The sequence below is a fragment of the Streptomyces sp. NPDC045955 genome (assembly GCF_056430805.1).
The window spans coordinates 1-25,052 of record NZ_JBWKKY010000031.1; the positions used below are offsets into that span (position 1 = coordinate 1).

Annotated in this window: 26 protein-coding genes; 15 read left to right on the forward strand and 11 right to left on the reverse strand. The window is 71.5% G+C overall.

Going from position 1 to position 25,052, the window contains the following annotated elements:
* The first annotated feature begins 228 nt into the window (after positions 1-228).
* Positions 229-789 (forward strand): RNA polymerase sigma factor, encoded by a 561-nt coding sequence (locus AC07F0_RS37095; RefSeq protein ID WP_478984455.1) that lies wholly within the window; start codon positions 229-231, stop codon positions 787-789.
* 204 nt (positions 790-993) lie between these two features.
* Positions 994-1,992, forward strand: coding sequence for a CU044_5270 family protein (locus AC07F0_RS37100; protein WP_478984456.1), 999 nt, complete (start codon positions 994-996; stop codon positions 1,990-1,992).
* A 139-nt stretch (positions 1,993-2,131) separates the two neighbouring features.
* Here AC07F0_RS37100 and AC07F0_RS37105 read toward each other — a convergent pair whose 3' ends face one another.
* A complete protein-coding gene (locus AC07F0_RS37105) occupies positions 2,132-2,494 on the reverse strand; it encodes a nuclear transport factor 2 family protein (RefSeq protein ID WP_478984458.1) in 363 nt (120 codons plus the stop codon).
* Positions 2,495-2,795: 301 nt separating this feature from the next.
* Between AC07F0_RS37105 and AC07F0_RS37110 the strand changes: the two genes are divergently transcribed.
* On the forward strand, positions 2,796-3,077 hold the full coding sequence (locus AC07F0_RS37110) for a hypothetical protein (protein ID WP_478984459.1): 282 nt from the start codon (positions 2,796-2,798) through the stop codon (positions 3,075-3,077).
* Here AC07F0_RS37110 and AC07F0_RS37115 read toward each other — a convergent pair.
* Positions 3,032-4,786, reverse strand: coding sequence for an ABC transporter ATP-binding protein (locus tag AC07F0_RS37115; protein ID WP_478984461.1), 1,755 nt, complete (start codon positions 4,784-4,786; stop codon positions 3,032-3,034). The genes AC07F0_RS37110 and AC07F0_RS37115 overlap by 46 nt on opposite strands.
* Positions 4,787-4,969: 183 nt before the next feature.
* On the opposite strand from AC07F0_RS37115, the gene AC07F0_RS37120 reads away from it, so the two are divergent.
* The 4 genes from AC07F0_RS37120 to AC07F0_RS37135 all read left to right on the forward strand — a co-directional run bounded on the left by AC07F0_RS37120 (position 4,970) and on the right by AC07F0_RS37135 (position 8,558).
* A complete protein-coding gene (locus AC07F0_RS37120) occupies positions 4,970-6,055 on the forward strand; it encodes an S-(hydroxymethyl)mycothiol dehydrogenase (protein ID WP_478984463.1) in 1,086 nt (361 codons plus the stop codon).
* Positions 6,055-6,684 carry an MBL fold metallo-hydrolase gene (locus AC07F0_RS37125; RefSeq protein WP_478984464.1) on the forward strand — a complete coding sequence of 210 codons (630 nt, stop codon included), beginning with the start codon at positions 6,055-6,057 and terminating at the stop codon, positions 6,682-6,684. The genes AC07F0_RS37120 and AC07F0_RS37125 overlap by 1 nt, the downstream gene beginning before the upstream one ends.
* A gap of 90 nt (positions 6,685-6,774) precedes the next feature.
* Complete coding sequence (locus tag AC07F0_RS37130) at positions 6,775-7,689, forward strand: SDR family oxidoreductase (RefSeq protein WP_478984465.1); 915 nt, start codon at positions 6,775-6,777, stop codon at positions 7,687-7,689.
* 173 nt (positions 7,690-7,862) lie between these two features.
* Positions 7,863-8,558 carry a L,D-transpeptidase family protein gene (locus tag AC07F0_RS37135; protein ID WP_478984466.1) on the forward strand — a complete coding sequence of 232 codons (696 nt, stop codon included), beginning with the start codon at positions 7,863-7,865 and terminating at the stop codon, positions 8,556-8,558.
* Positions 8,559-8,585: 27 nt separating this feature from the next.
* On the opposite strand, the gene AC07F0_RS37140 is transcribed toward AC07F0_RS37135, so the two are convergent.
* From AC07F0_RS37140 to AC07F0_RS37155, 4 genes are read right to left on the reverse strand one after another with little or no spacing between them, the layout of a single operon-like run.
* On the reverse strand, positions 8,586-9,785 hold the full coding sequence (locus tag AC07F0_RS37140) for a Gfo/Idh/MocA family protein (RefSeq protein WP_478984468.1): 1,200 nt from the start codon (positions 9,783-9,785) through the stop codon (positions 8,586-8,588).
* A 31-nt stretch (positions 9,786-9,816) separates the two neighbouring features.
* Positions 9,817-11,166 carry an ABC transporter substrate-binding protein gene (locus AC07F0_RS37145; RefSeq protein WP_478984469.1) on the reverse strand — a complete coding sequence of 450 codons (1,350 nt, stop codon included), beginning with the start codon at positions 11,164-11,166 and terminating at the stop codon, positions 9,817-9,819.
* A gap of 10 nt (positions 11,167-11,176) precedes the next feature.
* Positions 11,177-12,100 (reverse strand): carbohydrate ABC transporter permease, encoded by a 924-nt coding sequence (locus tag AC07F0_RS37150; protein ID WP_436730184.1) that lies wholly within the window; start codon positions 12,098-12,100, stop codon positions 11,177-11,179.
* An 18-nt stretch (positions 12,101-12,118) separates the two neighbouring features.
* Positions 12,119-13,084, reverse strand: a complete 966-nt coding sequence (locus AC07F0_RS37155) for a carbohydrate ABC transporter permease (RefSeq protein ID WP_478984471.1) — start codon at positions 13,082-13,084, stop codon at positions 12,119-12,121.
* A 171-nt stretch (positions 13,085-13,255) separates the two neighbouring features.
* Here AC07F0_RS37155 and AC07F0_RS37160 point away from each other — a divergent pair, with 171 nt between their 5' ends.
* From AC07F0_RS37160 to AC07F0_RS37170, 3 genes are all read left to right on the forward strand, one after another.
* On the forward strand, positions 13,256-14,416 hold the full coding sequence (locus AC07F0_RS37160) for an ROK family protein (RefSeq protein WP_478984472.1): 1,161 nt from the start codon (positions 13,256-13,258) through the stop codon (positions 14,414-14,416).
* A 100-nt stretch (positions 14,417-14,516) separates the two neighbouring features.
* Positions 14,517-14,702: a hypothetical protein gene (locus tag AC07F0_RS37165; protein ID WP_478984474.1), complete on the forward strand. Its 186-nt coding sequence runs from the start codon at positions 14,517-14,519 to the stop codon at positions 14,700-14,702.
* Between the two features lie 51 nt (positions 14,703-14,753).
* Positions 14,754-15,578 carry an EamA family transporter gene (locus AC07F0_RS37170; protein ID WP_478984475.1) on the forward strand — a complete coding sequence of 275 codons (825 nt, stop codon included), beginning with the start codon at positions 14,754-14,756 and terminating at the stop codon, positions 15,576-15,578.
* 77 nt (positions 15,579-15,655) lie between these two features.
* Here the strand turns inward: AC07F0_RS37170 and AC07F0_RS37175 are convergent, their stop codons facing one another.
* The 3 genes from AC07F0_RS37175 to AC07F0_RS37185 all read right to left on the reverse strand — a co-directional run bounded on the left by AC07F0_RS37175 (position 15,656) and on the right by AC07F0_RS37185 (position 19,159).
* A complete protein-coding gene (locus AC07F0_RS37175) occupies positions 15,656-16,636 on the reverse strand; it encodes an ornithine cyclodeaminase family protein (protein ID WP_478984477.1) in 981 nt (326 codons plus the stop codon).
* A gap of 28 nt (positions 16,637-16,664) precedes the next feature.
* Positions 16,665-18,014, reverse strand: a complete 1,350-nt coding sequence (locus tag AC07F0_RS37180) for a S1 family peptidase (protein WP_478984479.1) — start codon at positions 18,012-18,014, stop codon at positions 16,665-16,667.
* Between the two features lie 116 nt (positions 18,015-18,130).
* A complete protein-coding gene (locus AC07F0_RS37185; RefSeq protein ID WP_478984480.1) occupies positions 18,131-19,159 on the reverse strand; it encodes a hypothetical protein in 1,029 nt (342 codons plus the stop codon).
* Between the two features lie 24 nt (positions 19,160-19,183).
* Here AC07F0_RS37185 and AC07F0_RS37190 point away from each other — a divergent pair, with 24 nt between their 5' ends.
* From AC07F0_RS37190 to AC07F0_RS37200, 3 genes are all read left to right on the forward strand, one after another.
* On the forward strand, positions 19,184-20,362 hold the full coding sequence (locus AC07F0_RS37190; RefSeq protein ID WP_478984482.1) for a MalY/PatB family protein: 1,179 nt from the start codon (positions 19,184-19,186) through the stop codon (positions 20,360-20,362).
* A 45-nt stretch (positions 20,363-20,407) separates the two neighbouring features.
* Positions 20,408-20,794, forward strand: coding sequence for a PPOX class F420-dependent oxidoreductase (locus AC07F0_RS37195; RefSeq protein WP_478984483.1), 387 nt, complete (start codon positions 20,408-20,410; stop codon positions 20,792-20,794).
* Positions 20,795-20,863: 69 nt separating this feature from the next.
* Positions 20,864-22,207: a Gfo/Idh/MocA family protein gene (locus AC07F0_RS37200; RefSeq protein WP_478984484.1), complete on the forward strand. Its 1,344-nt coding sequence runs from the start codon at positions 20,864-20,866 to the stop codon at positions 22,205-22,207.
* Between the two features lie 12 nt (positions 22,208-22,219).
* On the opposite strand, the gene AC07F0_RS37205 is transcribed toward AC07F0_RS37200, so the two are convergent.
* Both AC07F0_RS37205 and AC07F0_RS37210 read right to left on the reverse strand, forming a co-directional pair.
* The gene (locus AC07F0_RS37205; RefSeq protein ID WP_356924875.1) at positions 22,220-22,633 is read right to left on the reverse strand and encodes a Zn-ribbon domain-containing OB-fold protein; all 414 of its coding nucleotides are present in this window, start codon (positions 22,631-22,633) and stop codon (positions 22,220-22,222) included.
* A gap of 152 nt (positions 22,634-22,785) precedes the next feature.
* Entirely contained in the window at positions 22,786-23,496 is a 711-nt protein-coding gene (locus AC07F0_RS37210) for a TetR family transcriptional regulator (RefSeq protein WP_478984486.1), read from the reverse strand.
* A gap of 158 nt (positions 23,497-23,654) precedes the next feature.
* Here AC07F0_RS37210 and AC07F0_RS37215 point away from each other — a divergent pair, with 158 nt between their 5' ends.
* A complete protein-coding gene (locus AC07F0_RS37215) occupies positions 23,655-24,434 on the forward strand; it encodes a peptidoglycan-binding domain-containing protein (RefSeq protein WP_478984487.1) in 780 nt (259 codons plus the stop codon).
* Between the two features lie 107 nt (positions 24,435-24,541).
* The gene (locus tag AC07F0_RS37220; protein ID WP_436728806.1) at positions 24,542-25,030 is read left to right on the forward strand and encodes a flavin reductase family protein; all 489 of its coding nucleotides are present in this window, start codon (positions 24,542-24,544) and stop codon (positions 25,028-25,030) included.
* The last annotated feature ends 22 nt before the right edge of the window (positions 25,031-25,052 follow it).

The following is a 25,052-nucleotide window of genomic DNA, read 5'->3' on the forward strand; positions in this document are numbered from 1 at the left end:
AGCTCGGCGCGCATGAACAGCGCCATCACGCCACCGATGACGAAGAACGCGAACGACGTCACCAGATACAGCGTGCCGATCGTCTTGTGATCCGTGGTCGTCAGCCACTTCAGGTGCCTCATGCCCCGCCTGTGTCCGCGCCCCGCCCGGACGTCACACTTTCCTGACGCGACGAGAATCACGACAAACGGGTGTGACGATCGGGAAGGTGCCGGACACGAACGGGACATGAGCAACGACGAGATCTTCGCCGCTGCCTATCGCGAGCACTACTGGGCGGTCAGCCGCTATGTCGCGCGGCGACTGGACGGGCGGGCCGGCGAGGTGGAGGAAGTGGTGGCGGAGGTGTTCACGGTCGCCTGGCGGCGCCGGGCCGACCTGCCCTCCTCCCCGCTGCCCTGGCTGTACGGCGTGGCACGCAACTGCCTGGCCAACGCGGTGCGCGGCCACGGACGCCGCCGGCGGCTCGTCGACCGGCTCGGCAACGACGACACCGCGCACGGACGGCACATCGCGGAAGGCCCCGAGACCGAGACCCCCGGCGCTTGGGTGCACGAGGCACTCGCCCGGCTCTCCGCGGCCGACCAGGAGGTGCTGCGCCTGACCGCCTGGGAGGAACTCGGCATCGACGAGGTCGCGATCGCCCTCGGCTGCGGCAAGCGGGCCGCCGCGATGCGGCTGCACCGGGCCCGCCGCCGCCTCAGAGCCGAGATCGACGGGATGCGGCCGTCGGGCACCGCGGACCTGGCGGACACGGGACACTCACTGCGCGAGGGGGACCGGCGATGACCGGCGTCCTCTTCGCGCGGGCGCCCGCCCCGGCCGACGGTCCACAACCGCAGCGCCCCTCCGGCGCAGCGAACGCGCGCGCTCTGTCCGGGGCCGGGGCGAATTGTGCCGCACGCGGCCTGACCACACCCCCGACCGGTGGCCGCGCCCGTGCCCCGCGCCCCCTGCCCGCCGCCCACCTGACCGCACCCAAGGAACACGGCCATGGCTGACGAACTCGAACTGCTGCGTGGTGCCAATCCGGTGCCGTCCGACGGTCCCCACTTCGGCGACGGTCCCCTGGACCACGGTGCCGAGCGGCGGCTGGAGCGGCTGCTGCGTGAGCGGCCGCCGGGCCGTCTGCGGGAGCGGCTGTTGCCCGGCGCGGGCCGGCCCCGGCTCGCCTGGGGGCTCGTCGCCACGGCCGTCGTCGCCGCCCTGGCGCTGACCCTCGTACTGAGCGGCCCGAACACCACACCGGCGGTCGCCGCACCCCGTCCACTGGTGGTGCAGACCGGCTCCACACCCCTGCCCCTGGACCGGCTGGCCGAGCGCGCCGAACAGGCCGCCGCCGACGGCTCGCCCCGGCTGCGCAAGGGCACGCACGTGCAGTCCTGGAGCATGGGCATGTCGGACGACAAGCCTCCGATCACCGTGCCCGAGGAGCGCATCGTGCGCTGGCAGGCCGACGGCAGTCACTCGGAGCTCGTCGTGGCGACCGACCCGAGGCACCCGGGCCGCCCGGTCCTCTCCGGCGCGGGCGGCGAGCCGCACCTCGTCGAGGACGGGCACGTCCTGAGCGACCAGACCTATCCGCCGAGCTGGAGCGATGCCCCGCCCCAGTCTCCGCCGCCGCGCGACCCCGCCCGGCTGCGGGCCTACCTGACGGAGGCTCAGTACTCGGACACTCCGCTGACCACGCCCCAACTGTTGGACGCCGTCGAGGTGCTGCTCGACACCTGGACCCTGGGTGCCCGGGAGACCGCGGGGCTCGCCCGCTTGCTGGCCGGCACCGAGGGGCTGCGGCCCGTCGGGCAGGTGACCGACCGCCTCGGGCGACGCGGTCAGGCGTACGTGTACGACGGCCCCGGCGCCCATCACATGCTGATCATGGACCCGGTCACCGGCGCCGTCCTCGGCCTGGAGACCACCTTCTCCACCGCCGAACCCGAGTACGGCGTCAAGAAGGGCGACGTCATGTCGTACAGCGCCTGGATGCGCTGATCACACGCCGGGCGAGGCCCGCTCCACGGCGGAGCCGGAGTCGACGTCGCCGATGGTGCCGGGGCTGTACCCGGCGTCGAACACGACGGCGCCGCGCTTGACGTCCCGGCAGCGGACCGGGCTCGTCGGCGTGGCTCTCCTACTCGTCCCAGGCCTGGACCAGGGTCTGTTCGGCGATCTTGCCGTCCCGCAGCGAGAGCATGGACTCGGACAGGACGCGCACACCGTCCGCGTACTGGCAGCTCTCGCTGTAGGCGGCCTCGTCGCCCTGGATGACGCACCGCTCCAGCTTGTGCGTCATGTCGCGGCTGTAGACGTCCTCCAGCATCCGGCTGATCTCGTCCCGGCCGTGCAGGACCTTGGGGTGGCTGGGCTGGGTCGTGTGGTCGACGATGCGGAACTCCGCGTCGTCCGCGTAGAGCGAGAGCAGAACGTCCGGGCTCTGTTCCACACCCTGGCGCAGTGTCTCTCTGTCGAAGGCGGGCTCTGCCGCGGTTCCCATGATGACCTCCTTCGAAGGGCCGCGACCCGGTCGGGAGGGCCGCGAGGGGCCTCTCCTGTCGAGCCTCCTCCCGTCCGGCGTGCTCGGCAAACGCAGACAGGCACAGCCGGGCCGCGGTGCCTGACGGTGGAGCGGAACCGTCCGCCCGTGTCCGCCCGGGACCCGCAGGCGTTGCGATCGGCATGGGCTCAACACGACGTATCGTCGCCGCCGTTGGTCTCGCCGCGGGTGTCACCGGCCTGCCTCGCCGCGCCGATGGCGGACGCGGCCGACGCGGAAATCCCGGAGCCCGCTCAGCCCGGTGTCCACGCTGGACTCGCTGACCGTCAGCGACATCCCCGCCGAGCACAAGGACGAGATCCCGCAGCCCTCCTGCCAGCCGGCCGGGCTCAAGCGCCTCGATGACCTCAACCAGCTGGACCAGGTCGTCGGCCTGGTCTCCCCGGTCTCCGGTTTCGTGCCGCACGTCCGGCCCTGGCGGCAGCGCGTGCGACGAGGGCCGCCCGGCTCGGGCGGCCCTCACGCGTGCCCGGTGGCTCAGTCAGCCGTGGCCAGGAACTGGGTCGCCGCCAGCTCCGCGTAGAGCGGGTCGGCGGTCACGAGCTCGCGGTGCGTGCCGACCGCCCGGACACGCCCGGCATCCATCACCACGATCCGGTCGGCCATCGTCACCGTGGACAGCCGGTGCGCCACGACCAGGACCGTCGTCGTACGGGCCACGTCCGCGACGGTGTCGCGCAGCGCCGCCTCGTTCACCGCGTCCAGCTGCGAGGTCGCCTCGTCGAGGAGCAGCAGCCGGGGGCGGCGCAGCAGAGCCCGGGCGATGGCGACCCGCTGCCGCTCACCGCCCGACAGCTTGGTGCCACGATGCCCGACGAGCGTGTCGAGGCCGGCGGGCAGCCGGGCGACCAGACCGTCGAGACGGGTCGTCTTCAGCACCCGCGCGACGGCGTCGTCGTCCGCCTCCGGATTGCCCAGCAGCAGGTTGTCCCGCAGGGAGCCCGACAGGACCGGCGCGTCCTGCTCCACATAGCCGATCGCGGCGCGCAGCTGCGTCAGCTCCCAGTCGGCGAGGTCGCGCCCGTCGAACGTGATCGTCCCGGATTCCGGCTCGTAGAACCGCTCGATCAGCGAGAAGACGGTGGTCTTGCCGGCGCCGGACGGGCCCACGAACGCCGTCATGCCCTGCGCGGGCACGGCGAACGTCACGCCGTGGTGGACGTACGGCAGGTCGTCGGCGTAGCGGAAGCGGACGTCGTCGAAGGCGAGGGCGGCGGGCCGCGCACCGGGGAAGGGGAGCGGGGCGGCAGCGGCCGTCGGCTCGGCGGGCAGCCGTAGCGCCTCCTGAATGCGGGTGAGGGCCGCGGCGCCCGTCTGGTACTGCGTGACGGCGCCGACGACCTGCTGTATCGGCGACATCAGATAGAAGACGAACAGCAGGAACGCGACCAGCGTGCCCACGCCGATCGCGCCGGTCGCCACGCGCGCGCCGCCCACCGCGAGCACCGTGATGAAGGCGATCTGCATGGCGAGCCCCGCCGTGTTGCCCGCGGCCGCCGACCACTTGGCCGCGCGCACGCTCTGCCGCCACGACTCCTGAGCCGCCTCGTGCAGCGTGCGTTCCTCCCGGTGTTCGGCACCGGATGCCTTCACGGTGCGCAGGGCGCCGAGGATCCGCTCCAGCGAGGCACCCATGACACCCACCGCGTCCTGCGCCTGCCGGCTCGCCTTGTTGATGCGCGGCACGATCACGCCGAGGACCACGCCCGCGCCCACGATCACGGCCAGCGTGACGCCCAGCAGCACGGGCTCCACCAGGCCCATCATCACCACCGTCGCGACGAGCGTGAGTCCGCCCGTGCCCAGCCCGACCAGCGAGTCGGTGGTGACCGCGCGCAGCAGGGTGGTGTCCGAGGTGATGCGGGCCATCAGGTCGCCGGGCTCGCTGCGGTCCACGGCCGGGATCCGCAGCCGCAGCAGATACGACGACAGGGCGCGCCGCGCACCGAGCACCACCGACTCGGCGGTGCGCTGCAACACGTACGAACCCAGCGCGCCGACCGCCGCGTTGGTCACGACCAGGGCCGACATCGCCAGCAGCGCCCCGGTGATCGCCCGGTCGTGCGCCAGATCGTCGATCAGGCCCCGCGCCACGAGCGGCAGCATCAGCCCGGTCGCCCCGGTGACCAGCGAGAGCACGGCGCCGGCGAACAGGGAGCGGCGGTGCGGCCGTACGTATCCGAGGAGCAGCCGCCAGGCGGGCGTACCGGTCTCGGTCTCTGCGATGCTCACGTCGCTCCTTCGGCGTCGGGCGGAGCTGTCAGGTTACGGGGCCCGCCGGGTGAGGTGCCCCGCCTTTTCGGGCAGCGCGTGAGCTGGTGATACGGCGCCGCGGGTGACCGATCCGCATCCCTTACCGATCAGTCGCGCGTAGGGTCGGAGAGGAAGGCATCCGGGCCGACGAAGGAGTCAGCAATGGCGCAGGAAGTACGCGGTGTGATCGCACCGGGCAAGGACGAGCCGGTACGGATCGAGACCATCGTCGTGCCCGATCCCGGCCCGGGGGAGGCGGTCGTGCGCGTCCAGGCCTGCGGGGTGTGCCACACCGACCTGCACTACAAGCAGGGCGGCATCAGCGACGACTTCCCCTTCCTGCTCGGGCACGAGGCCGCGGGCGTGGTCGAGGCGGTCGGCGACGGCGTCACCGACGTCGAACCCGGTGACTTCGTGATCCTCAACTGGCGTGCGGTGTGCGGGAAATGCCGCGCCTGTCTGCGCGGGCGGCCCTGGTACTGCTTCGACACCCACAACGCCGGGCAGAAGATGACCCTCACCGACGGCACGGAGCTGTCCCCGGCCCTCGGCATCGGCGCCTTCGCCGAGAAGACCCTCGTCGCGGCCGGGCAGTGCACCAAGGTCGACCCGGCGGTCGCCCCGCAGGTGGCCGGGCTGCTCGGCTGTGGCGTCATGGCCGGCATCGGCGCCGCGATCAACACCGGAAACGTCGGCCGGGGCGACACGGTCGCCGTCATCGGCTGCGGAGGCGTCGGTGACGCCGCCGTCGCCGGCTCGCACCTCGCCGGAGCGGCGAAGATCATCGCCGTCGACATCGACGACCGCAAGCTGGAGACCGCCCGGACCATGGGCGCCACCCACACCGTCAACTCGCGCGAGACCGACCCGGTCGAGGCGATCCGCGAGCTCACCGGCGGCTTCGGCGCCGACGTCGTCATCGAGGCCGTCGGCCGCCCGGAGACGTACAAGCAGGCCTTCTACGCCCGCGACCTCGCCGGCACGGTCGTCCTGGTCGGCGTGCCCACCCCCGAGATGAAGCTCGAACTGCCGCTGCTGGACGTGTTCGGGCGGGGCGGCGCGCTGAAATCGTCGTGGTACGGCGACTGCCTGCCCTCCCGCGACTTCCCCATGCTGATCGACCTGCACCTGCAGGGGCGCCTGGACCTTGGGGCGTTCGTCACCGAGACCATCCAGCTCGACGAGGTGGAGAAGGCGTTCGAGCGGATGCACCACGGCGACGTGCTGCGCTCGGTGGTGGTGCTGTGATGGCCCCGCGCGTCGAACACCTCGTCACCTCGGGCCAGTTCAGCCTCGACGGGGGCACCTGGGACGTCGACAACAACGTCTGGATCGTCGGCGACGACCACGAGGCGATCGTCATCGACGCCGCGCATGACGCCGAGGCCATCGCCGAGGCCGTGGGAGACCGCCGGCTCACGGCCATCGTGTGCACCCACGCCCACAACGACCACATCGACGCCGCCCCCGCCCTCGCCGAGCGCACGGGCGCCGGCATCTGGCTGCACCACGACGACCTGCCGCTGTGGAAGCAGACCCACCCGGACCGCGAGCCCGACGCCTGGCTGGTCGACGGCCAGGTGATCGAGGCCGGCGGCGCCGGCCTGCGGGTCCTGCACACCCCGGGGCACGCGCCCGGGGCGGTGTGCCTGTACGACCCCGGGCTCGCCACCGTCTTCACCGGGGACACCCTCTTCCAGGGCGGCCCCGGCGCCACCGGCCGGTCCTTCTCGCACTTCCCGACGATCATCGACTCGATCCGCGACCGCCTCCTCACGCTGCCGCCCGGGACGAAGGTCCTCACCGGCCACGGAGACGCCACGACCATTGGGGCGGAGGCCCCGCACCTCCAGGAGTGGATCGCCCGCGGCCACTGATCGCGTGTCGCTCGCAAAAGGCGACAGAGGATGTCCGGCTTACCCGTCACCCTGGAGGCGACAAGCAGCCACGGTCACGGGAGGTCGGATATGTCAGCTCCGCTGAAGGGCAAGGTCGCACTGGTCGCCGGTGCGACCCGGGGCGCCGGACGGGGCATGGCGGTGGAACTCGGCGCGGCAGGCGCCACCGTCTACGTCACCGGACGCAGCACCCGCACCCGCCGCTCGGAGTACGACCGGCCCGAGACCATCGAGGACACCGCCGACCTCGTCACCGAGGCAGGCGGGCAGGGCGTCGCCGTACCCACCGACCACCTCGACCCGGCACAGGTCCGCGCCCTCGTCGACCGCATCGCCGACGAACAGGGCCGCCTCGACGTTCTGGTCAACGACATCTGGGGCGGCGAGAAACTCTTCGAGTGGGAGACCCCGGTCTGGGAGCACGACCTCGACAACGGCCTGCGCCTGCTCAGACTCGCGGTCGAGACACACGCGATCACCAGCCATCACGCCCTGCCCCTGATGCTGCGCCACCCCGGCGGCCTGGTCGTCGAGGTCACCGACGGAACCGCCGACTACAACCGCGACACCTACCGCAACAGTTTCTTCTACGACCTGGCGAAGACGTCCGTCCTGCGCATGGCCTTCTCCCTCGGCCACGAACTCGGCCCGCGCGGCGCCACCGCCGTCGCCCTCACCCCCGGCTGGCTGCGCTCGGAGATGATGCTGGACGCCTTCGGGGTACGGGAGGACAACTGGCGCGACGCCCTGGAGCGCGTGCCCCACTTCGCCATCTCGGAGACCCCGCGCTACGTGGGCCGGGCCGTGGTCGCGCTCGCCGCCGACCCCGACGTGGCGCGCTGGAACGGCCGGTCCCTCTCCAGCGGCGGCCTGGCCCGGGAGTACGGCTTCACCGACCTCGACGGCAGCCGCCCGGACGCCTGGCGCTACCTCGTCGAGGTGCAGGCCGCGGGCAAGCCGGCCGACACGACCGGCTACCGCTGAGACACCGCCGGACCCACCGCATCCGCCTGGTCGCTCCGACCGGTTGGGCGGGTGGGGTATGTCACCGTTTCGTCGCAGGCAGTCAGCCCGTACAACCGAACCCCCCGTGCGCCCGTCTAGCAGGCAGGGATCGCAGACGATGTGACCACTTCCGCGAAGGGGCAGGACCAACCATGGGGGACGTACGCAGACGGGGCGCCGTCGCACTCGGGATCACCGCACTGGTGGCACCGCTCACGCTCGCGCTCGGCGCCACGCCGGCCGCGGCCGCGAGCTGCACCACCAAGACCGGCCCGTACCAGAAGCAGGTGGAGAAGTTCCTCGGCCGCCCGGTCGACGGCAAGCAGTCCGCCGCCGACTGCAAGGCGATCAAGGCCTTCCAGACCAAGCACGGCATCTCCCCGAACGCCGGCTACGCCGGGCCCGTCACCTGGGGAGTGATGGACCTGATGCTGAAGCAGAAGGCCGTCGGGAAGAACCCGAACAAGGACGGCAAGTGCCCGGTGAACAAGGGCCGGATCGCCTGCGTGAACCTGAGCCTCCAGCTGAGCTGGATCCAGGACGGCAAGAAGCTCGTCTACGGCCCCGTCCCGGTCCGCACCGGCCGCAACGGCTACGAGACCCGCACCGGCCTGAAGAAGATCTACTGGCGCAACATCGACCACGTCTCGTCCATCTACGACGTGCCGATGCCCTACGCCCAGTTCTTCGACGGCGGCCAGGCCTTCCACTCGGTCGGCGTCAGCATGTGGAACCCGCCGGGCTCGCACGGCTGCGTCAACATGACCAAGACCGACGCGAAGAAGTACTGGTCGCTGCTGAAGAAGAACGACGACGTCTTCGTCTACGGCCGCAAGCCGGGCACCTGATCCAGGCACCCGGCTCGGACCCGCCCCTTACTGTGGCGCGTCCCCGAAGTCCGGGATCTCCAGCCGTACCCCGCCCTGCCGCGCGGACTCGTGCGCGATGATGCCCGGCAGGGTGTAGCGGGCGGCCACCCACGCGTTCACCGACGGCAGGGTGCGCGTGTTGACGGCGGTCACGAAGTCATCCACCAGGAAGTGGTGGCTGCCCTCGTGGCCGTTGTGGAGATGGTCGAACTCCCTCGGCAGCCGCGCACGGTCGTGCACGGGAGCCGACCCGGAGGTGAACGCGGCCCGCAGCTCGGGCGCGATGTGCTGGAGCGACGGGTCGTCGGGCGCCGTGGTGGGCTTGGGCTCCAGCAGTTCGCTGATGTCCTTCACGCCCTGCTTGTCCTGCCACAGGGCGACCGTGGCGAGCTGCTCCATGCTCGCCTCGGTGCCGAAGAAGCGGAAACGCGACTCCCGTATGTGCGAGGGGTAGCCGACCCGCCGGAACTCGTTCGTACGGAACGAGCCCCCGCCCGCCACCTCGAACAGCGCCGTGGCGTTGGAGAAGTCGTTGTCGAACTGGCTGACCTCCTTGTCGAAGACACCGTCGCCCCGGTCGTCGACGACACCGATCGCCGACACGCTGACCGCGTGCGTCCGCCAGGCGCCCAGCACCCCGCCGACCGCGTGCGTCGGGTACAGCAGCGGGGGATAGCTGGCGGTGGCCTTCCAGTTCTCGCCGCCGCTGTACTGGTACGCCTCGTAGAACCCGAGGTCCATGTCGTGGACGTAGTCGCCCTCGGCGTAGAACAGCCGCCCGAAGGCGCCCTCGGCGATCTGGTTGCGGGCGTGGACCGTCGCCGGGTTGTACTCGCTGGTCTCGCCCATCATGTAGGTCAGCCCGGTGGCCTTGACCGTGTCGATGATCGCGGCGATCTCCTCTGTGCTGATCGCCATGGGGACCGCGGAGTACACGTGCTTGCCGGCGTTCAGGCCCTGGAGCACCAGCGGACCGTGCGTCCAGCGCTGGGTGAAGATCGCGACGGCGTCGACGTCCTCCGATTCCAGCATGGCCTGGTACGACGGGAAGGTGCCGGCGAGGCCCTGCGCGGCGGCGAGTTGTTCGGCCCTCTCGGGCAGCAGGTCGGTGACGTAGACGTCGCTGACGCCGGGGTGGGCCTGGAACAGCGTGGCGAACTGGCCCGAGAACTGTCCGGCGCCGACGATGCCGATGGAGAACGTCATGTAAGGCGTGCCCTTCACTGGTCGTTGGGGATCACTGCGAGAGGATCAGGTTGATCTGTTCGTTGGTCTCGTCGAGGCTGCTGACCGGCTTGCCGTTGCCGTAGATGTCCTCCATCGCCGGTGACATGAGCGCCGTCATGTCCGCCGAGTAGCTGGCGATCGGGTAGGAGAAGGTCCGGAAGTTCTTCTTGTCGGCCACGGGCTTCGTGAACGACGAGACGTCGATGCCCTTCTTCCGGTACGCGGCGACCGCGGCCTCGGTCCCGGCCTTCGTCGCGGGGAAGACGACGCCGTAACCGCCGACGACCTTCTGGCACTTGTCCGAGGCCAGATACGCCACCCACTTCTTGGCGCCCGCCTTGTTCGCTGAGGCCTTGGTGACGGAGTCGGCGAGCCCGTTCATCATGGTGGCGCGCTTGCCGGTCGGGCCGACCGGCGTCAGGGCGGTCTTGATGTCCCGGCCCTTGAAGCCCGCGTACGTGGAGATCATCCAGGCCCCGTCGAACGCGGTGGCGGCCTTGCCCGCCGCGACCTGCGTGTTCGCCTGGTTGGACTGGACGTTGTAGTCGGACAGCGGCGGCATGTAGCCCTTCTTCGCCAGGCCGAAGTACCACTTGACGACCGACTGGAAGGTCTTGCTGTCGTACTGGTACTTCGTGCCCCAGCGGGGCTTGTCCAGGTAGCTCCACCCGGCGGAGGCCGCGAAGTTGCTCCACTGGGTCTGGCCGTCGCCGAAGCCGCCGCCGTTGCTGGCCATGCCGTAGACCTTGACGTTGTTCTTGTCGAAGCCCGGCTCGTCGCCCCGCTTGCCGTTCCTGTCGATCGTGAGGTGGGCGATGGCCTTCTCGAAGGTGCCGCCGTCCTCCGGGTTCCAGGCGAGGTTGTTCAGCTGCGCGGCGGTGAGGCCTGCTTCCTTCGTCATCTTCGAGTTGTAGAACAGCGCGACGGTGTCCCAGTCCTTGGGTGCGCCGTAGCGGTGGCCGTCCTTCCCGATCCAGTTGGCGGCGAGGCCTGGCTGGTAGTCGGAGTTCTCGATGCCGAGGTCGTCGAGCGGTTCGAGGACCTTCAGGTCGGCGTACTGGCCGAAGTTCTGGATGTGGTCGGTGAACACGTCCGGCTGGGTGCCGGCGATGAACCCGGCGGTGAGCTTGGTCCAGTAGTCGCTCCAGCCCAACTGGGTGATCTTGACGTTCAGTCCGGGGTTCTCCTTCTCGAACCCCTTGGCGCAGGCCTGGTAGGCGGGCAGCTGGTTGGCGTCCCACAGCCAGTAGGTGACCGTGTGCGCGGAGGATCCGGCGGCACCGCCCTGCGCGCATCCGCTGACCAGGGACAGCGCCAGCGCTCCGGTCGCCGCGACGAGCGTACGCAGACGAATTCGCATCACAGTCCCCTTACTTGATCCCGGTGAAGCCGATGGAGCTGACGATGCGGCGCGCGAAGCAGGCGAACAGCACCAGCATCGGCAGCGCGGCGATCAGCGTCGCCGCCATGAGCCCGGACCAGTCGACGCCGGTCGCCGGGGTCTGGGCCCGGAAGATCGCCAGCGCCACGGTCAGCACCCGCGAGCTGTCGCTGTAGGAGACCATCAGCGGCCAGAAGTAGTCGTTCCAGGAGGTGATGTACGTCAGCACGCCCAGCGTGACGATCGGCGTGGACGCCATCGGCAGCACCACCCGGAAGAAGATCTTGACCTTCCCGGCGCCGTCCAGCAGCGCGGCTTCCTCCACCTCCTTGGGGATGTTCATGAAGAACTGCCGCAGGAAGAACACCGCGAACGGGGCCATGAACATGGTGGGCAGCGCGATGCCGAGGAGCGTGTCCACCAGGTGGAGCTGCTTGATGAGCACGAAGTTCGGCAGCAGCGTGAAGATGGTGGGCACCATCATCCCGGCCAGGAACAGGCCGAACACCTTGTCCCTGCCGCGCCAGCGCAGCCGTGAGAAGGCGTACGCCGCCATCGCGGAGAAGAAGAGCTGACAGCCGGTGATCAGGGTGGAGACCAGCACCGAGTTGAGCAGATAGCGCCAGAAGTCGAGCCCGCCGCCGGCACCGCCCTGTCTGACGGCCTCCTCGGCCGACTGCATGCCCAGGGCGCGTGCGAAGCCGCTCGTGGTGAGGTCCACGGGCAGGGGGTTGGTCGGATCCGCGTTGAGCCCCGCGTTGGTGGACAGCGCGGTGCGCAGGATCCAGTAGAACGGCAGCAGGGTGATGAGGACGATCAGCCCCATCACGGTCCAGGCGGCGGCCCGCCCGAAGGGGAACCTGCGCCGGACCGGTCGCAGGGTCGTCGACGTCGTTGTCGTCACGGCAGCCATACCGGTATCTCCCTTTCCTCAGCCGAGGTCGGTCCGGCCGGCCCGGGTGAGCCGGTACTGGAGGACGGTGATCGCGCTCAGCACGACCAGCAGGGCGACGGACATGGCCGAGGCGTAGCCGAACTGGAAGCGCCCGAAGGCGGAGCCGTAGATGTAGTACTGGAGCACGTTGGTCGCGTTCGCCGGACCGCCCGCGGTGGTGACGGCCACGGTGTCGAACACCTGGAACGACCCGATCACCGTCATGATCAGCACGACCGCGAGCACCGGCCGCAGCAGCGGCATGGTGATCCGCCAGAACATCCGCCACTCGCTCGCGCCGTCCACCCGGGCCGCCTCGTACATGTCGCCCGGGATCGCCTGGAGACCGGCGAACAGCAGCAGCGCCGTGTACCCGACGTGCCGCCACACGTTGATGAGCGCGATCGTCGGGATCGCCCAGGTCTCGTCGGCGAGGAACGGGATGCGGTCGACGCCGACGGCGCTGATGATCTCGTTGCCGATGCCGAGCTGGGTGTCGAGGATCCAGAGCCAGACCAGGCCGGCGACGACGTTCGACATCAGGTACGGCGTGAGCACGATGCCGCGCAGCATCGCCGACTGGGTCAGCCGCTGGAGGAGAACGGCGATGGCGAGCGCCGCGACCGTCTGCACACCGATGTTGATGACGACGTACTCGACGGTGACCGTCAACGAGTCCCAGAAGATGGGGTCGTTGACCATGCGGACGTAGTTGTCCAGGCCCACCCACTCGGCCGGCGTCAGCAGGTTGAAGCGGGTGAAGCTCAGGTAGATGCCCCGGAGCGTCGGCCAGAGCAGGAAGACCACGAAGCCGAGCAGCGCCGGCGCGATGAAGAGCGCGGCCAGCCGTCCGTCACCCCGGTTCTCGCCCATCTCGGTCCGTCGTGTCCTGGGCTTGCTGTGGGCCTCCGCCGCGCCGCCCACGGGCAGACGTGACGGAGGGCTGCTGGAGGCGATGGTCATCGGGAGACTCCCTCGCTGCGGCGGCTCGTCCTCTGGCGGGACTTACTTTTGGCGCGAAACAATTGCCGCGTCAAGAGGGGTGCAAACATCTTTTCGCAGGAACCATCATCGCCTTAGAGTGGGCATGTTGGTTTCAGTGCGAAAGAAAAGGGCGAGGGGAGTCGCACGGACATGACCGCAGGCATCGCCAGCTGGCCGCCGCTGAGCCCGGGAGAGCGCTCGGTGGCCATCGAGGTGCTCGTGCACGGACCGCTGTCGCGCACCGAGCTCGCCCGCAGGCTGGGGCTGTCGGCCGGCAGCCTCACCCGGCTGACCAAGCCGCTGATCGAGTCCGGCCTGCTGGTCGAGGTGGCCGAGGCGGGCGTGCCGGCGGAGACGCGGCAGGGCCGCCCCTCCACACCGCTGGACGTCGTCGCCGGCTCCTGGTCCTTCCTCGGCTTCAAGATCACCGAGGACATGGTCTACGGTGTCGTCACCACGCTCAGAAGTGACATCGTCGCCCGCCACGACCGCCCGCTCACCACTCACGACCCCGCCGAAGTCGCCGATGTGCTCGGGGAGATGACCGCCGAGCTGGTCCGCGACCACCCCCGGCTCGCCGGGATCGGCATCGGAGTCGGCGGTTTCGTCCAGGACCGCGCCGTCGTCGGGGAGTCGCCCTTCCTGCTGTGGCGGGACGTGCCCCTGGCCGATCTCGTCGAGGAGCGCACCGGGCTGCCCGTGGTCGTCGAGAACGACGTCGCCGCCCTGGTCGAGGCCGAGACCTGGTTCGGCGCCGGACGCGGCCTGGACCGCTTCGTCGTCCTCACCATCGGCGCCGGTATCGGCTACGGGCTCGTCCTGGGCGGCAAGCGGGTGGCCTACGCCGAGGAGGACCGCGGATTCGGCCGGCACTGGATCGTCGACCCCAACGGCCCGCTCACCCCGGACGGCCGGCGTGGCAGCGCGGTCTCGCTGCTGACCATCCCCAACATCCGCTACCAGGTCCAGGCCGCCACCGGCCGCGACCGGACCTACGAGGAGATCCTCGCGGCCGCCGCCGCCGGGGACCCGATGCCCGCCCGGGTCGTCGACGAGGCGGCCCGGGCGCTGGGCACGCTCGTCGCGCAGATCTCCAACTTCGTGATGCCGCAGAAGATCCTGCTCGCGGGGGAGGGGGTCGGACTCATGGACGTGGCCGGCAAGACGGTCGAGGACACGGTCGGCGACAACCGGCACCCCCTGGCCGCCCCGGTCGAACTGGAGACGAAGGTGTCCGATTTTCACGACTGGGCGCGCGGCGCGGCCGTCCTGGCCATCAAGGTGCTGGTGCTGGGATCGGCCGAAGCGTGAACAGGCTCACGTTTACCGGGAGATGGACGTGATCAGCAACACTGTCCGGAATGACCATTTACCTCACGATTACTCACATCGTCTTCACCTGCGGCGACGTATGCTTCACAGCATGTCCACCACTGTTGAATCCTCTTCCCAGCGAACGGCTGACGAGGTCAACGAGGAGATCCGAGCCCTGTGGCGCCGGTCGGGCGGGACACTGAGCGTCGAGCAGCGCGAGGAATACCAGCGGCTCGTCCTGGAGTGGGCCGCCGCGGCCCCGCAGCCCGCGCCCGCGGCCTGAGCATCAGGCCGCTGACGCATCGGACCCTCGTCCCGGGGCACCCCTGATCCAATGGGTGCCCTTCTCGCACTTTCCTCGGCCGTCGTCTACGGCATCGTCGACTTCGCAGGCGGCCTGCTGTCCCGGCACATCCATCACGCCGCCGTCACCTTCCTCGGTCAGCTCGGCGGGCTGCTGCTCGCCTGCGCCGCCGCGCTCCTCCTGCCCGTCGACGCCGTCCACACCGCCGACCTGCTGTGGGGCGCGCTGTCCGGCGTCGGCAGCGGCGTCGCCATGCGGTTCCTCAACCGCGGGCTGAGCCGCGGCGCGATGAGCGTCGTGGTGCCCGTGAGTGCCGTCACCGGTGTCGCGCTGTCGGTGCTGTGCGGGGTGCTCGTCCTCGGCGACCGCCCCGGGGCCATGGCCTGGCTGGGCATCGCCGTCACGGTGCCCGCACTGTGGTTCGTCTCCGGAGGCGGGGGCGGCGCGGGCAAGGGGACGGCGGACGGACTGCTCGCCAGCGCGGGCGTGGCCGTGCAGTACCTCGCCCTCGGGCAGGCAGCCTCCGCGAGCGGACTGTGGCCCGTCGCCGCGGGCCGTGTCGCCGCGGTCCTCGTCCTCCTGCCGGACGCCGCCCGTCACGCCCGCCGGCTGAAGCTGCCGCCGGGCCGCTGCGTCCAGGCCCTCCTCATCGGGGCCGGCGCGGCCCTCGGCCTCGTGCTGTATCTGCTGGCCGCGCAGCGCCAGTTGCTCGCCATCGCCGTCGTCCTCGCGTCCCTCTACCCCGCCCTGCCCGTCATCCTTGGCCTCGCCCTGCTGCATGAGCGGATCAGCCGGCGCCAGGCGCTGGGACTGCTGGGAGCGGGGGCGGCGACCGTACTGCTCACGCTGGGGTGAGGCAGAGCCGCCCCGGCGTAGTAGGCGCGTAGGGGTGCTCACGCGTCGGCCCCGTCCCGCGGCCGCGACAGGTGTGCTCACGCGTCGCCCCCGTCCCGCGGCCGCGAGTGGAACCGGAAGCCGACGCCGATCCCGTCCCGCAGCGCTGCCTCATAGGCGGCCCAGGAGAGTGCGAGATCCTGCCAGGGCAGACCGACCGGAGTGTAGACGGTCATCTGCCCGTCATCGGTGCGTGCCGGGACGGTCCCGTCGACGACCCGGCCCAGTACGGCCGCGGCATCCTCCCGGCCCAGGCCCGCACTGCCCAGCGCACCGGACGTCATGGCCAGGTCGAGGTCGTCCACGATGACTCGCGCATGCCGGAGCAACCCGGCGTCCAGCTCCACCTTGCCCGGTTCGTCCGCTCCCAGCGAGGTGATGTGCGCGCCCGGCCGGACGTCCGGAATTCCCAGCAGTGGGCTGCGGGACCAGGTCGCTGTGACGACGCTGTCGCAGGTGCGGGCGACCTCCGGCGCACTGCCGACCACCTGGCATGCGAGTCCGGCCCGTTGCCAGACCTCGGCCATCCGATGGGCCCGTCCGTCGTCGGCGTCGTGGATGACGAGCCGCTCGACCGTGCGCAACCGGGTCAGCCCCCGCAGCGTCATGTCCGCCTGGGCCCCCGCTCCGATGATCCCCACGGTGCGTGCTCCCGCCGGGCTGAGCAGGTCGGTGGCCAATGCCGCCGACAGCCCGGTCCGCCACGCGGTCACGAAGGCGGAGTCCAGCAGCGCGAGCAACTCCCCGGTCTCCAGGTCGTGGAGACAGACGATGCCGGAGATCGCCGGGTCGGAGCCCGGGAACTTGGCGTTCACCTTGACCGTGTAGGCGGGGATGTCCGGCAGCAGCCCCGGCAGCAGCACGGCGATGCTCCCGGCGGACGCCGGCAGGTTCTGGCGCACGCGCTGCGGGGCCGTCCGGACACCGAGGGCCGCGACAAAGCCCTGACGCAGCGCCGGGAGCAGGTCCTGTGGTGTGACCACCCGCTGAAGTTCGGTGGCGCCGAGCAGTACGGTCATGGGGCGTCCTCACCCGAACCGGGCCGCGTCATCCCCAGGTGGCCGAGTAGTACTGCCGATACGCCTTGCGGTCCTGCTCCGCGCGGATCCACCGGGTCGCCACCAGGGCGACGAGGCTGCCCGCGATGACGAGCAGGCCGGGGCCCACGTTGCGCGGGTCGGTGAGGCGGGTCAGCAGGCCCGACACGTCCTCGCCCGACACCGGCGCCGACGAGCCTGGCGAGGCGGCGCCCTGTGAGGCCGACGGCGCGGGGGAGGCGCCGGTTCCGGCACCGGACTGCTTGGCCACGATCAGCTTGACGCCCAGCTCGGTCAGCGCCTTCGTCACCGGCTGGAAGAACGTCGTACCGCCCGCCGTGCAGTCCCCGCTGCCGCCCGACGTCACACCGAGCGCGACGCCGTCGGCGAACATCGGGCCGCCGCTGTCACCGGGTTCGGCGCACACGTTCGTCTCGATGAGGCCGGTGACCGTGCCCTCGGGGTAGTTGACCGTCGCGTTCAGCGCGGTCACCTCCCCCTGGCGCAGCCCGCTGGTGCTGCCGCTGCGGAAGATCTTCTGACCGACCTCGGCATCGGCCACGCCCGTGATCCGCACACCCTTGCCGTCACCGACCGCGACGACGTCCGCACCCTCGCCCGCGCGCCCGCTGTCGTACTTCACCAGGGAGTAGTCGTCACCGGGGAAGCTTCCCTTGAGTGACGAGCCGACCTGCTCCCGGCCCCGGTCGTCGGCGAACCAGACGGAACCGTCGGGCCCGCAGTGCCCGGCCGTGAGGATGTAGTCGGTCGTCCCGTCGGTCACGTTGAAGCCCGCCGAACAGCGCCCGGCGGTCGACAGGATCGGCTGCGCGCCGTTGACCCGCGTCGTGAACGTGCCCTCGGTGCGCTCCATGCGCACGAAGCCGCCGATGCCCTCCGCGACATCGGTCAGCCGCGACCAGTCGGAGGCGGAGACGGTGCTGTCACCCCGGACCACCACCTCGTTGCTCTTGTAGTCCAGGGCCCAGGCGGTACCGGGCACCCGGGGCGCCGAACGCAACGTCTTCGTGGCGGCCTTGAGGTCGCTCATGCTGTGGCGCACCATCTTCGCCCGCGCACCGGCGCGCTCGACCTCGTCGGCCGCCTTCTCGTCCGTGACCGCGACGACCGGCCGGCCCGCGGAGTCGACCCAGCTGCCCGCCGTGCGGGAGGTGCCGAGCCGGGACACGAGGTCGGTGCCCATGCTCGTGGCCGGCCGTGCGGAGTACGGGACGCCGATCGACGGGTCGGGGGGCTCGCTCGCCACGGCGCGTGTGACCATCGTTCCTCCGAGGAGGAGTCCGCCGACGGCCGCCAGCCGTGTCACTCGCCGGACGACCCGTCGTCGTGCGTGCCTCATGCATGGCTCCCGAACCCGAACATCACGATGTGAACACCACGGGGCACTCCTTGAGTTGGGTGCCCTCTTCCCATACGGGGCGCAACCCTGCCGTGTTCAGCGCACGCGTGATCTCTTCACCGCCGGCCGGCGGCGGGAACGGCCGGACCCAGGTCCGCCGGGGCGGCGAGCAGGGCCCGACTGCGCACGTCGCCCCAGACCGAGGCCGGATCGACGTAGGGCCGCAGCAGGGCGGTGAGGGCGGGGTCCCCGCGGCCGTTCAGCTCGTCGGAGGCGATCTTGCGGGCGATCCCGGCGAGGAAGTCCGCCACCTGCACGCGCGCGTCCTCGCGCGCGACGACCAGCCGCAGCCCGGCCAGGCCGACCCCCGCCTGCCGGGCCGTCTCCTCGATCCAGGCGATGCGGTCCGGCGTCAGCATGTTCTGCCGGTCGTGCACCAGACGGACCGGCCGCCCGCCGCCGCTCCACAGCGCGGCCGTCCGGACGATCGCCGGAAGCAGCGGGTTGAGCACCGGGATCAGGGGCGGCCCGTCCAGGAACGCCGCCCGATAGGACACCGCGCGGGCCCGGGTCGCGGCCAGCCGCTCCAGGATCGCTGTCGCCCCCGAATCCGGACGGGCCCGCCGCAGGACGTCGACCGTGTCGTAGAAGGCATCCACGGGAGCGCCCGGCTCGCCGTTGTTACGGACCCGCAGCAGCTGGTTGGCCGCCTCCAGGAACGCCCGCCAGCCGTCCTCCCCGAAGGCCCCGCGGCCCTCGCGGAACAGGGCGGCGACCGCGCCCGGGTCGCCCAGCAGCAGACCGACGGCCCGGTCCACCACGAAGAAGGACTTCTCCATCAGATGCACCCGCGCCCGCCCGTGGATCGGGCCGTCCGGCGCGAGCAGCCACTCCAGCACCGCGCGGTGCTTCTCCCGCAGCAGGTGGTTCGCCTTGTACTCCTGGGCCGGCGAGCGGATCCGGTCCCGGATCTCCCGCACGGCCGCCGCTGCGGTCGCCATGGACAGCGACATGCTGGCGTGCGCGAACACGTCCGTGTTCCCGCCGGTGAGGTTCTCGCCGTCCGACCCCGACTCGTCGCAGGCGATCTCCAGGAACGGGCCTTCGGCCCCTCCCCGCTCCCCGTCCTGACGATTCCCGCTCACTGCACAGCCCCCTATCGTGTGCCCATGACCAGGATCCCGCACGAGACGTCCGGTGAACCGAATCCCCTGCAGGCTCTCACTCTCGACCATCTCCGCCGCCGTACGAGCATGAAGTGGCGCACCTACCCGGAGGACGTGCTGCCGGTCTGGGTGGCCGAGATGGACGTGCCGCTGGCCGAACCCGTCGTACGCGCCGTCACCGACGCGCTCCGCCTCGGCGACACCGGCTACCCCGTCGGCACGGCGTATGCGGAGGCGCTGGCCGCCTTCGCCGGGAAGCGGTGGAACTGGGACGGGCTCGCCGTGGAGCGCACCGCGATCGTGCCCGACGTCATGCTGGGCGTCGTCGAGATGCTCAAGCTGGTCACCGGGCACGGGGACGCGGTGGTCGTGAACCCGCCGGTGTACCCGCCGTTCTACCAGTTCGTCGAGCACATGGACCGGCGCGTGGTCCAGGCCCCGCTCGGCGCGGACGGGCGCATCGACCTCGGTGTCCTGGAGGAGACCTTCCGCCAGGTGGTCGCGGGCGGAGCACGGGCCGCCTACCTGCTGTGCAGCCCCCACAACCCGACCGGCACGGTTCACACCGCCGAGGAACTGTCCGCCGTCGCCGCCCTCGCCGAGCGGTACGGCGTCCGCGTCGTCGCCGACGAGATCCACGCGCCGCTCGTGGTCGGCCGCACCGAATTCGTGCCGTACCTCAGCGTGCCCGGCGCCGAGCGCGGACTGTCGCTGATGTCCGCCTCGAAGGCGTGGAACCTGGCCGGGCTCAAGGCCGCCCTCGCCATCGCCGGGCCGGGGGCCGGTGCCGACCTGGCCCGGATGCCCGAGGAGGTCGGGCACGGCCCGAGCCACATCGGCGTCATCGCCCACACCGCCGCCCTGCGCGACGGCGTCACCTGGCTGGACGCCCTGCTGTCCGGCCTCGACGCCAACCGGCGGTTGCTCGCGGACCTGCTGGCCGAGCACCTGCCCGCGATCCGCTACCGCCCGGGCGACGCCACCTACCTCGCCTGGCTCGACTGCCGTGCCCTCGGCCTCGGCGACGACCCGGCGGACACCTTCCTGCACCGCGGCCGGGTGGCCCTCAACTCCGGCCTCCCCTTCGGCACGGGCGGCGCCGGGCACGTCCGCTTCAACCTGGCGACCTCGCCCGAGGTGATCGGGGAGGCGGTACGGAGAATGGCGGCCGCGCTGTACTGAGAACCGGGGGCACGCCGCGCGGGACGCGCTCGTAGACTGCCCGCCATGGACGACAGTGCGCTGGACGAACTGGGCGCGGGCAAGTACCTGCTGATCACCAGCTACCGCAGGAACGGTACGCCGGTCGCCACCCCGGTCTGGGTGGTGCGCGACGGGGACGCGCTCGGCGCCTGGACGTCGGCCGACTCCTGGAAGGTGAAGCGGATCCGCAACCGCGCCGACGTCCTGGTCGGCCCCTGCGACCTGCGCGGCCGTCCCACCGGCGAGCAGCTGCCCGCGACGGCGGAGATCTGCGACGCGGCGACCACCGCCCGCTACCGGCAGCTGATCGCCCGCAAGTACGGCATCACCGGCCGACTCACTCTGCTCGGCAGCCGGCTGCGCCGGCGTCTCGACGGCACCGTGGGCATCCGCGTCACTCTCACGGGCTGATCCCCTCCTCGGCAAGCGCTTTCGGCGGCAGGGGAGTGGACGGCCCGTCCCCGGGACAGACCACCTGTCATGAGCCGAAATCCCGTCCTGCGCGCAGCCGTCGTCGGCACGGGCCACCGGGCCCAGCTGTTCACCCGGGGCCTCGCCGAACGCCCCGGCCACCTGGTGGCCGCGCTGTGCGACCCCAGCCCGACCCGGATGGCCTTCCACAACCGGCTGCTCGCCGAAGCCGGCGCTCCGGCGGCCACCGAGTGGGAGCCCGACCGCTTCACCGACCTGCTCGCCGGGGAAGGCATCGACGAGGTCGTCGTCACCACCGTCGACGCCGAGCACGACCGCTACATCGTCCCGGCCCTGAAGGCGGGCTGCCGTGTCGTCACCGAGAAACCGATGACCGTCGACGCCGAGCGCTGTGCCCGCATCCTCGGCACCGTCCGCGAGACCGGCAACTGTCTGACCGTCGCCTTCAACTACCGCTTCAATCCCGTGCACGAGAAGGTCCGCGCCCTGCTCGCCGGCGGCGCGATCGGCGAGGTGCTCTCCGTCCACTTCGAGTGGCTGCTCGACGTACGGCACGGCGCCGACTACTTCCGCCGCTGGCACCGCGAGAAGCACAACAGCGGCGGCCTGATGGTGCACAAGTCCTCGCACCACTTCGACCTGGTGAACTGGTGGCTCGCCGACGGGCCCCGGGAGGTCTTCGGCTACGGGCGGCTCGGCTTCTACGGCCGCGAGGCGGGGGAGCGGCACGGGCTGCGCCGGGACTACGACCGCGCCCACGGCGCCGACCGGGCCGCCGGCGACCCCTTCGCCCTGGACCTCGCGGCCGACGACACTCTGCGCGCCCTCTACCTGGACGCCGAGCCCGACGACGGCTACCTGCGCGACCGGAACGTCTTCGACGGGCCGATCACCATCGAGGACGACATGTCCGTCCTCGTGCGCTACGCGCGCGGCGCGACGATGACGTACCACCTGACCGCCTACTCCCCGTGGGAGGGCTACCGGGTGATGTTCAACGGCAGCGCGGGCCGGCTGGAGCTGGAGGTCGAGGAGAGCCGCTGGCAGCCGCCCCTGACCCGGATCACCTCGGCCGCGGGTGCCCTGCACGGGGACACGGCGGCGGAGCACGCGGGCGGCGCCCGCCTCACCCTGCGCCCGCTGTGGCAGCCCCCGTTGGATGTGCCGCTTGCGGTCGCCCACGAGGCCCACGGCGGCGGCGACCCGCGCATGCTCGACGCGCTGTTCGGCCCCGCGGACCCCACCCGCCCGGCCGACTCCGCGGCGACGGCCCACCCGACCGCCACCGAACGGGACGGGGCACTCGCCCTGGCGGTCGGTCTCGCGGCCAACCGCAGCTTCGAGACGGGACGGCCCGTGCGCACCGGCGAACTGCTCCCCGGGATCCGGTGACCGGACCGCCTGTCAGCGCCAGGCCCGGTACGGCTCGTCCAGCAGCTGGAAGACCGGCTCGCCACGTACCGGGTCCTTGGCCGTGGACAGCCGCACCCGGTCCCCGCTGTGGATGCCGATGGGCGGACCCATCACCCGGCCGCGCACGATGAACCCTTCGGACATCTCGATCAGGGACACATTGCGCGCCGCGGGAGTGTTGCGGTGTACCACCGTCGAGTGGCGCACCGTTCCCGTGCCCTCGCTGCGCTCCGTCCGCAGCTCGCTGCCGCGGCAGACCGGACACAGCACCCGGTGGTACATCGCGGTGCCGCACCAGGTGCAGCGCTGATAGAGGATGGCCTCGGTGTCCGGGCCCTTCGGGTCGAGCAGACCCGTCGGGGAGCCGGCTGCCTGCTGAGTGACGGTTCCTGAGTGGTGGTACACGCTGGTCAACTCCCTGCACTCGGCCGGAATCCCGTGTGCGGGGTCACCCGCGCACACGTGTGCCCGGTTCGCCGTGCCACCGCGCACGCAGCACAGAGTATGGCACTCAGTGCCACTCGTAAAGGCACTCCGTTCCCTCAATGTGCGGAGCTTCAGCCGCGCCCCAGCGTCGACTCGATCTCCTGCACGACCCGCCACAACGGCGCATCGCGCCGCGAGACCACGACCACCACGTCCTCGGGCTGCTCCCCGGCCGGGGGCACCGGCGTGCCGCCGAACGCGGACTGCACGTACGCCAGCGCGTGGTCCACCGTGGCGCTCGCCTCGCCCTGCCCGTCCGAACGCAGCCAGGAGCGCAGCGCGTTGTTGTGCGCCGCGACCACCGCCGCCGCGATCACATCGGCCTGCAGAGTCCCGTCCCGGCGGGCCGCGAAACGCCGGCGCAGATACTCGGCGAGGGCGCGCTCGTAGCGCCACACCACCGACAGCTCGTAGGCGCGCAGCCCCGGAACCTGCTTGGTGAGGCGGTAGCGCTGCACGGAGAACGTCGGGTTCTCGGCGTACATCCGCAGCACGAGCCGGGCCGCGTCGCAGGCCCGTCGCACAGGTTCCTCGTCGCCGGTGCCCGCCGCCAGGAAGGCCGTCATGTCGGCCAGGCACCGCTCGTGGTCGGGGAAGACCACGTCCTCCTTGGAGGGGAAGTAGCGGAAGAAGGAGCGCCGTCCCACCCCGGCCAGCGTCACGATGTCGTCGATGGTGGTCTGCTCGTAACCCCGTTCGAGGAACAGGTGGAAGGCTGCCGCCACCAGGGCGTCCCGCATGGGCGGCTTTCCGGTCCCGGCGTCGGCTTTCTCGGAGCTCATGAGCGGGAACGTAGCACCCGGAAGGGAACGCGTGGCACTCAGTGCACTCAAAGGGAGGAACCGAGTTCCCTCTGAACCCGGGGCGCGGCAGCCGCGTATCTAGCGGCAGGACGATCCCCGAAGACGGGCGCCCCGAGCCCGGACGGAAGGAGAGCAGCGTGTCGACACCGTCCGAGCCCCGGCAACCGCACGACGGCCCGGCCCTCGAACCCATCCGCGTCCTGCGGCCCCGCCGCACCGACGCTCTCGCGGAACTGATGCGGGAGTACCGCGAGGAGCTCGGCTCCGCACGGGACGGCGACGAGCCCGGCGGCCATGAATCCGGCGGCCACGAACATGACGGCCATGAATCCGGCAGCTACGGATCCAGCGGCTTCACACGCGGCCGTCACGCGCCCGGCGGCTACGAGCCCGTCGAGCTGCCCCGGCCGGCCGGCTCCGAGGACCTGACGCAGGAACTCCCGCCGCTCACCCGCGAGAAGGGCTACGGCGGTGCCGGGCCCGGATCAGGGCTGCGCCGGGCAGCCGTCGCGCTGGCCGTCGTCGCCGCGGCGGTGCTCGGCTTCGGCGGTGCCGCCCTCCTGCTCCCCGGCGGGAACACCGACGACGAGGCGGCCCCCGCGCCCCGCCCCACCGCGTCCGCCCCCGCCGCTGCTCAGACCCCCACACCCACCCCACCCCCCGCCGCCGATCCCGACGGCCCCGGCACCCTCCGCGAGGGAGCCACCGGCCCCGAGGTGACCGAGCTCCAGGAACGCCTCCTGCGCATCCCGGACGTCTACCGGGACGGCGCCACCGACGGCCGCTACGACCCGACACTGACCGCGGCGGTCGCCCGCTTCCAGCTCTGGTACGGCATCCGGGGCGACGAGACCGGCGTCTACGGCGACGACACCCGCCTCGCCCTGGAGTCCCGCACGGCCACGGCCACCGGCTGACCGGCCCCCTCGGGACGGCACCCGGGATGGCAACCGCACCCCCGGCATGGTGAGGTGATGGGTGGTGAGGAGACAGTGGCCGCGCGGGTCGAGGGAGTGGTGTGGGCATGGCGGGCATGGACGCGTTCATCGGGCGGCTGGACCCCGACATGTGCGTCGTCACGGCCGTCGCGGGCGGTGAACGGGCGGGCTGCCTGGTCGGATTCGCCTCACAGTGCTCGATCCGTCCCGTGCGGTTCGTCGTGTGGCTGTCCGAGGTGAACCACACCTTCCGGGTGGCCCGGGAGGCCGAGGTGCTCGCGGTGCACCTGCTCGCCCGTGACCAGCACGGCCTCGCCGAGCGGTTCGGCGGCCGGACCGGCGACCTGACGGACAAGTTCGAGGGCATCCCGCTGCGGGAGGCCTACGGCGGGGCCGCCGTGCTGGAGGACGCGCCGGCCTGGTTCGTCGGCCGGACCGTGACGCGCGCGGGCGGCGGCGACCACATCGGTTTCGTCCTCGAGCCCGTCGAGTGGGGCGGGGACGAGGCGTACGACGGGCCGCTGCTGCGCCTCTCCGGAGCCCACACCATCAAGCCCGGTCACCCGGTCGACTGAGCCCCATCCCGCCTCCCGAAGC

What these genes read in the sequence shown, in the direction of transcription:
- AC07F0_RS37135 (WP_478984466.1), top strand. Translation starts at nt 7,863, where the DNA reads ATGGGGGACGTACGCAGACGGGGCGCCGTCGCACTCGGGATCACCGCA.
- AC07F0_RS37170 (WP_478984475.1), top strand. Translation starts at nt 14,754, where the DNA reads ATGGGTGCCCTTCTCGCACTTTCCTCGGCCGTCGTCTACGGCATCGTC.
- AC07F0_RS37125 (WP_478984464.1), top strand. Translation starts at nt 6,055, where the DNA reads ATGGCCCCGCGCGTCGAACACCTCGTCACCTCGGGCCAGTTCAGCCTC.
- AC07F0_RS37195 (WP_478984483.1), top strand. Translation starts at nt 20,408, where the DNA reads ATGGACGACAGTGCGCTGGACGAACTGGGCGCGGGCAAGTACCTGCTG.
- AC07F0_RS37155 (WP_478984471.1), bottom strand. Translation starts at nt 13,084, where the DNA reads ATGACCATCGCCTCCAGCAGCCCTCCGTCACGTCTGCCCGTGGGCGGC.
- AC07F0_RS37150 (WP_436730184.1), bottom strand. Translation starts at nt 12,100, where the DNA reads ATGGCTGCCGTGACGACAACGACGTCGACGACCCTGCGACCGGTCCGG.
- AC07F0_RS37130 (WP_478984465.1), top strand. Translation starts at nt 6,775, where the DNA reads ATGTCAGCTCCGCTGAAGGGCAAGGTCGCACTGGTCGCCGGTGCGACC.
- AC07F0_RS37210 (WP_478984486.1), bottom strand. Translation starts at nt 23,496, where the DNA reads ATGAGCTCCGAGAAAGCCGACGCCGGGACCGGAAAGCCGCCCATGCGG.
- AC07F0_RS37120 (WP_478984463.1), top strand. Translation starts at nt 4,970, where the DNA reads ATGGCGCAGGAAGTACGCGGTGTGATCGCACCGGGCAAGGACGAGCCG.
- AC07F0_RS37175 (WP_478984477.1), bottom strand. Translation starts at nt 16,636, where the DNA reads ATGACCGTACTGCTCGGCGCCACCGAACTTCAGCGGGTGGTCACACCA.
- AC07F0_RS37100 (WP_478984456.1), top strand. Translation starts at nt 994, where the DNA reads ATGGCTGACGAACTCGAACTGCTGCGTGGTGCCAATCCGGTGCCGTCC.
- AC07F0_RS37105 (WP_478984458.1), bottom strand. Translation starts at nt 2,494, where the DNA reads ATGGGAACCGCGGCAGAGCCCGCCTTCGACAGAGAGACACTGCGCCAG.
- AC07F0_RS37165 (WP_478984474.1), top strand. Translation starts at nt 14,517, where the DNA reads ATGCTTCACAGCATGTCCACCACTGTTGAATCCTCTTCCCAGCGAACG.
- AC07F0_RS37220 (WP_436728806.1), top strand. Translation starts at nt 24,542, where the DNA reads ATGGCGGGCATGGACGCGTTCATCGGGCGGCTGGACCCCGACATGTGC.
- AC07F0_RS37160 (WP_478984472.1), top strand. Translation starts at nt 13,256, where the DNA reads ATGACCGCAGGCATCGCCAGCTGGCCGCCGCTGAGCCCGGGAGAGCGC.
- AC07F0_RS37140 (WP_478984468.1), bottom strand. Translation starts at nt 9,785, where the DNA reads ATGACGTTCTCCATCGGCATCGTCGGCGCCGGACAGTTCTCGGGCCAG.
- AC07F0_RS37190 (WP_478984482.1), top strand. Translation starts at nt 19,184, where the DNA reads ATGACCAGGATCCCGCACGAGACGTCCGGTGAACCGAATCCCCTGCAG.
- AC07F0_RS37145 (WP_478984469.1), bottom strand. Translation starts at nt 11,166, where the DNA reads ATGCGAATTCGTCTGCGTACGCTCGTCGCGGCGACCGGAGCGCTGGCG.
- AC07F0_RS37200 (WP_478984484.1), top strand. Translation starts at nt 20,864, where the DNA reads ATGAGCCGAAATCCCGTCCTGCGCGCAGCCGTCGTCGGCACGGGCCAC.
- AC07F0_RS37180 (WP_478984479.1), bottom strand. Translation starts at nt 18,014, where the DNA reads ATGAGGCACGCACGACGACGGGTCGTCCGGCGAGTGACACGGCTGGCG.
- AC07F0_RS37095 (WP_478984455.1), top strand. Translation starts at nt 229, where the DNA reads ATGAGCAACGACGAGATCTTCGCCGCTGCCTATCGCGAGCACTACTGG.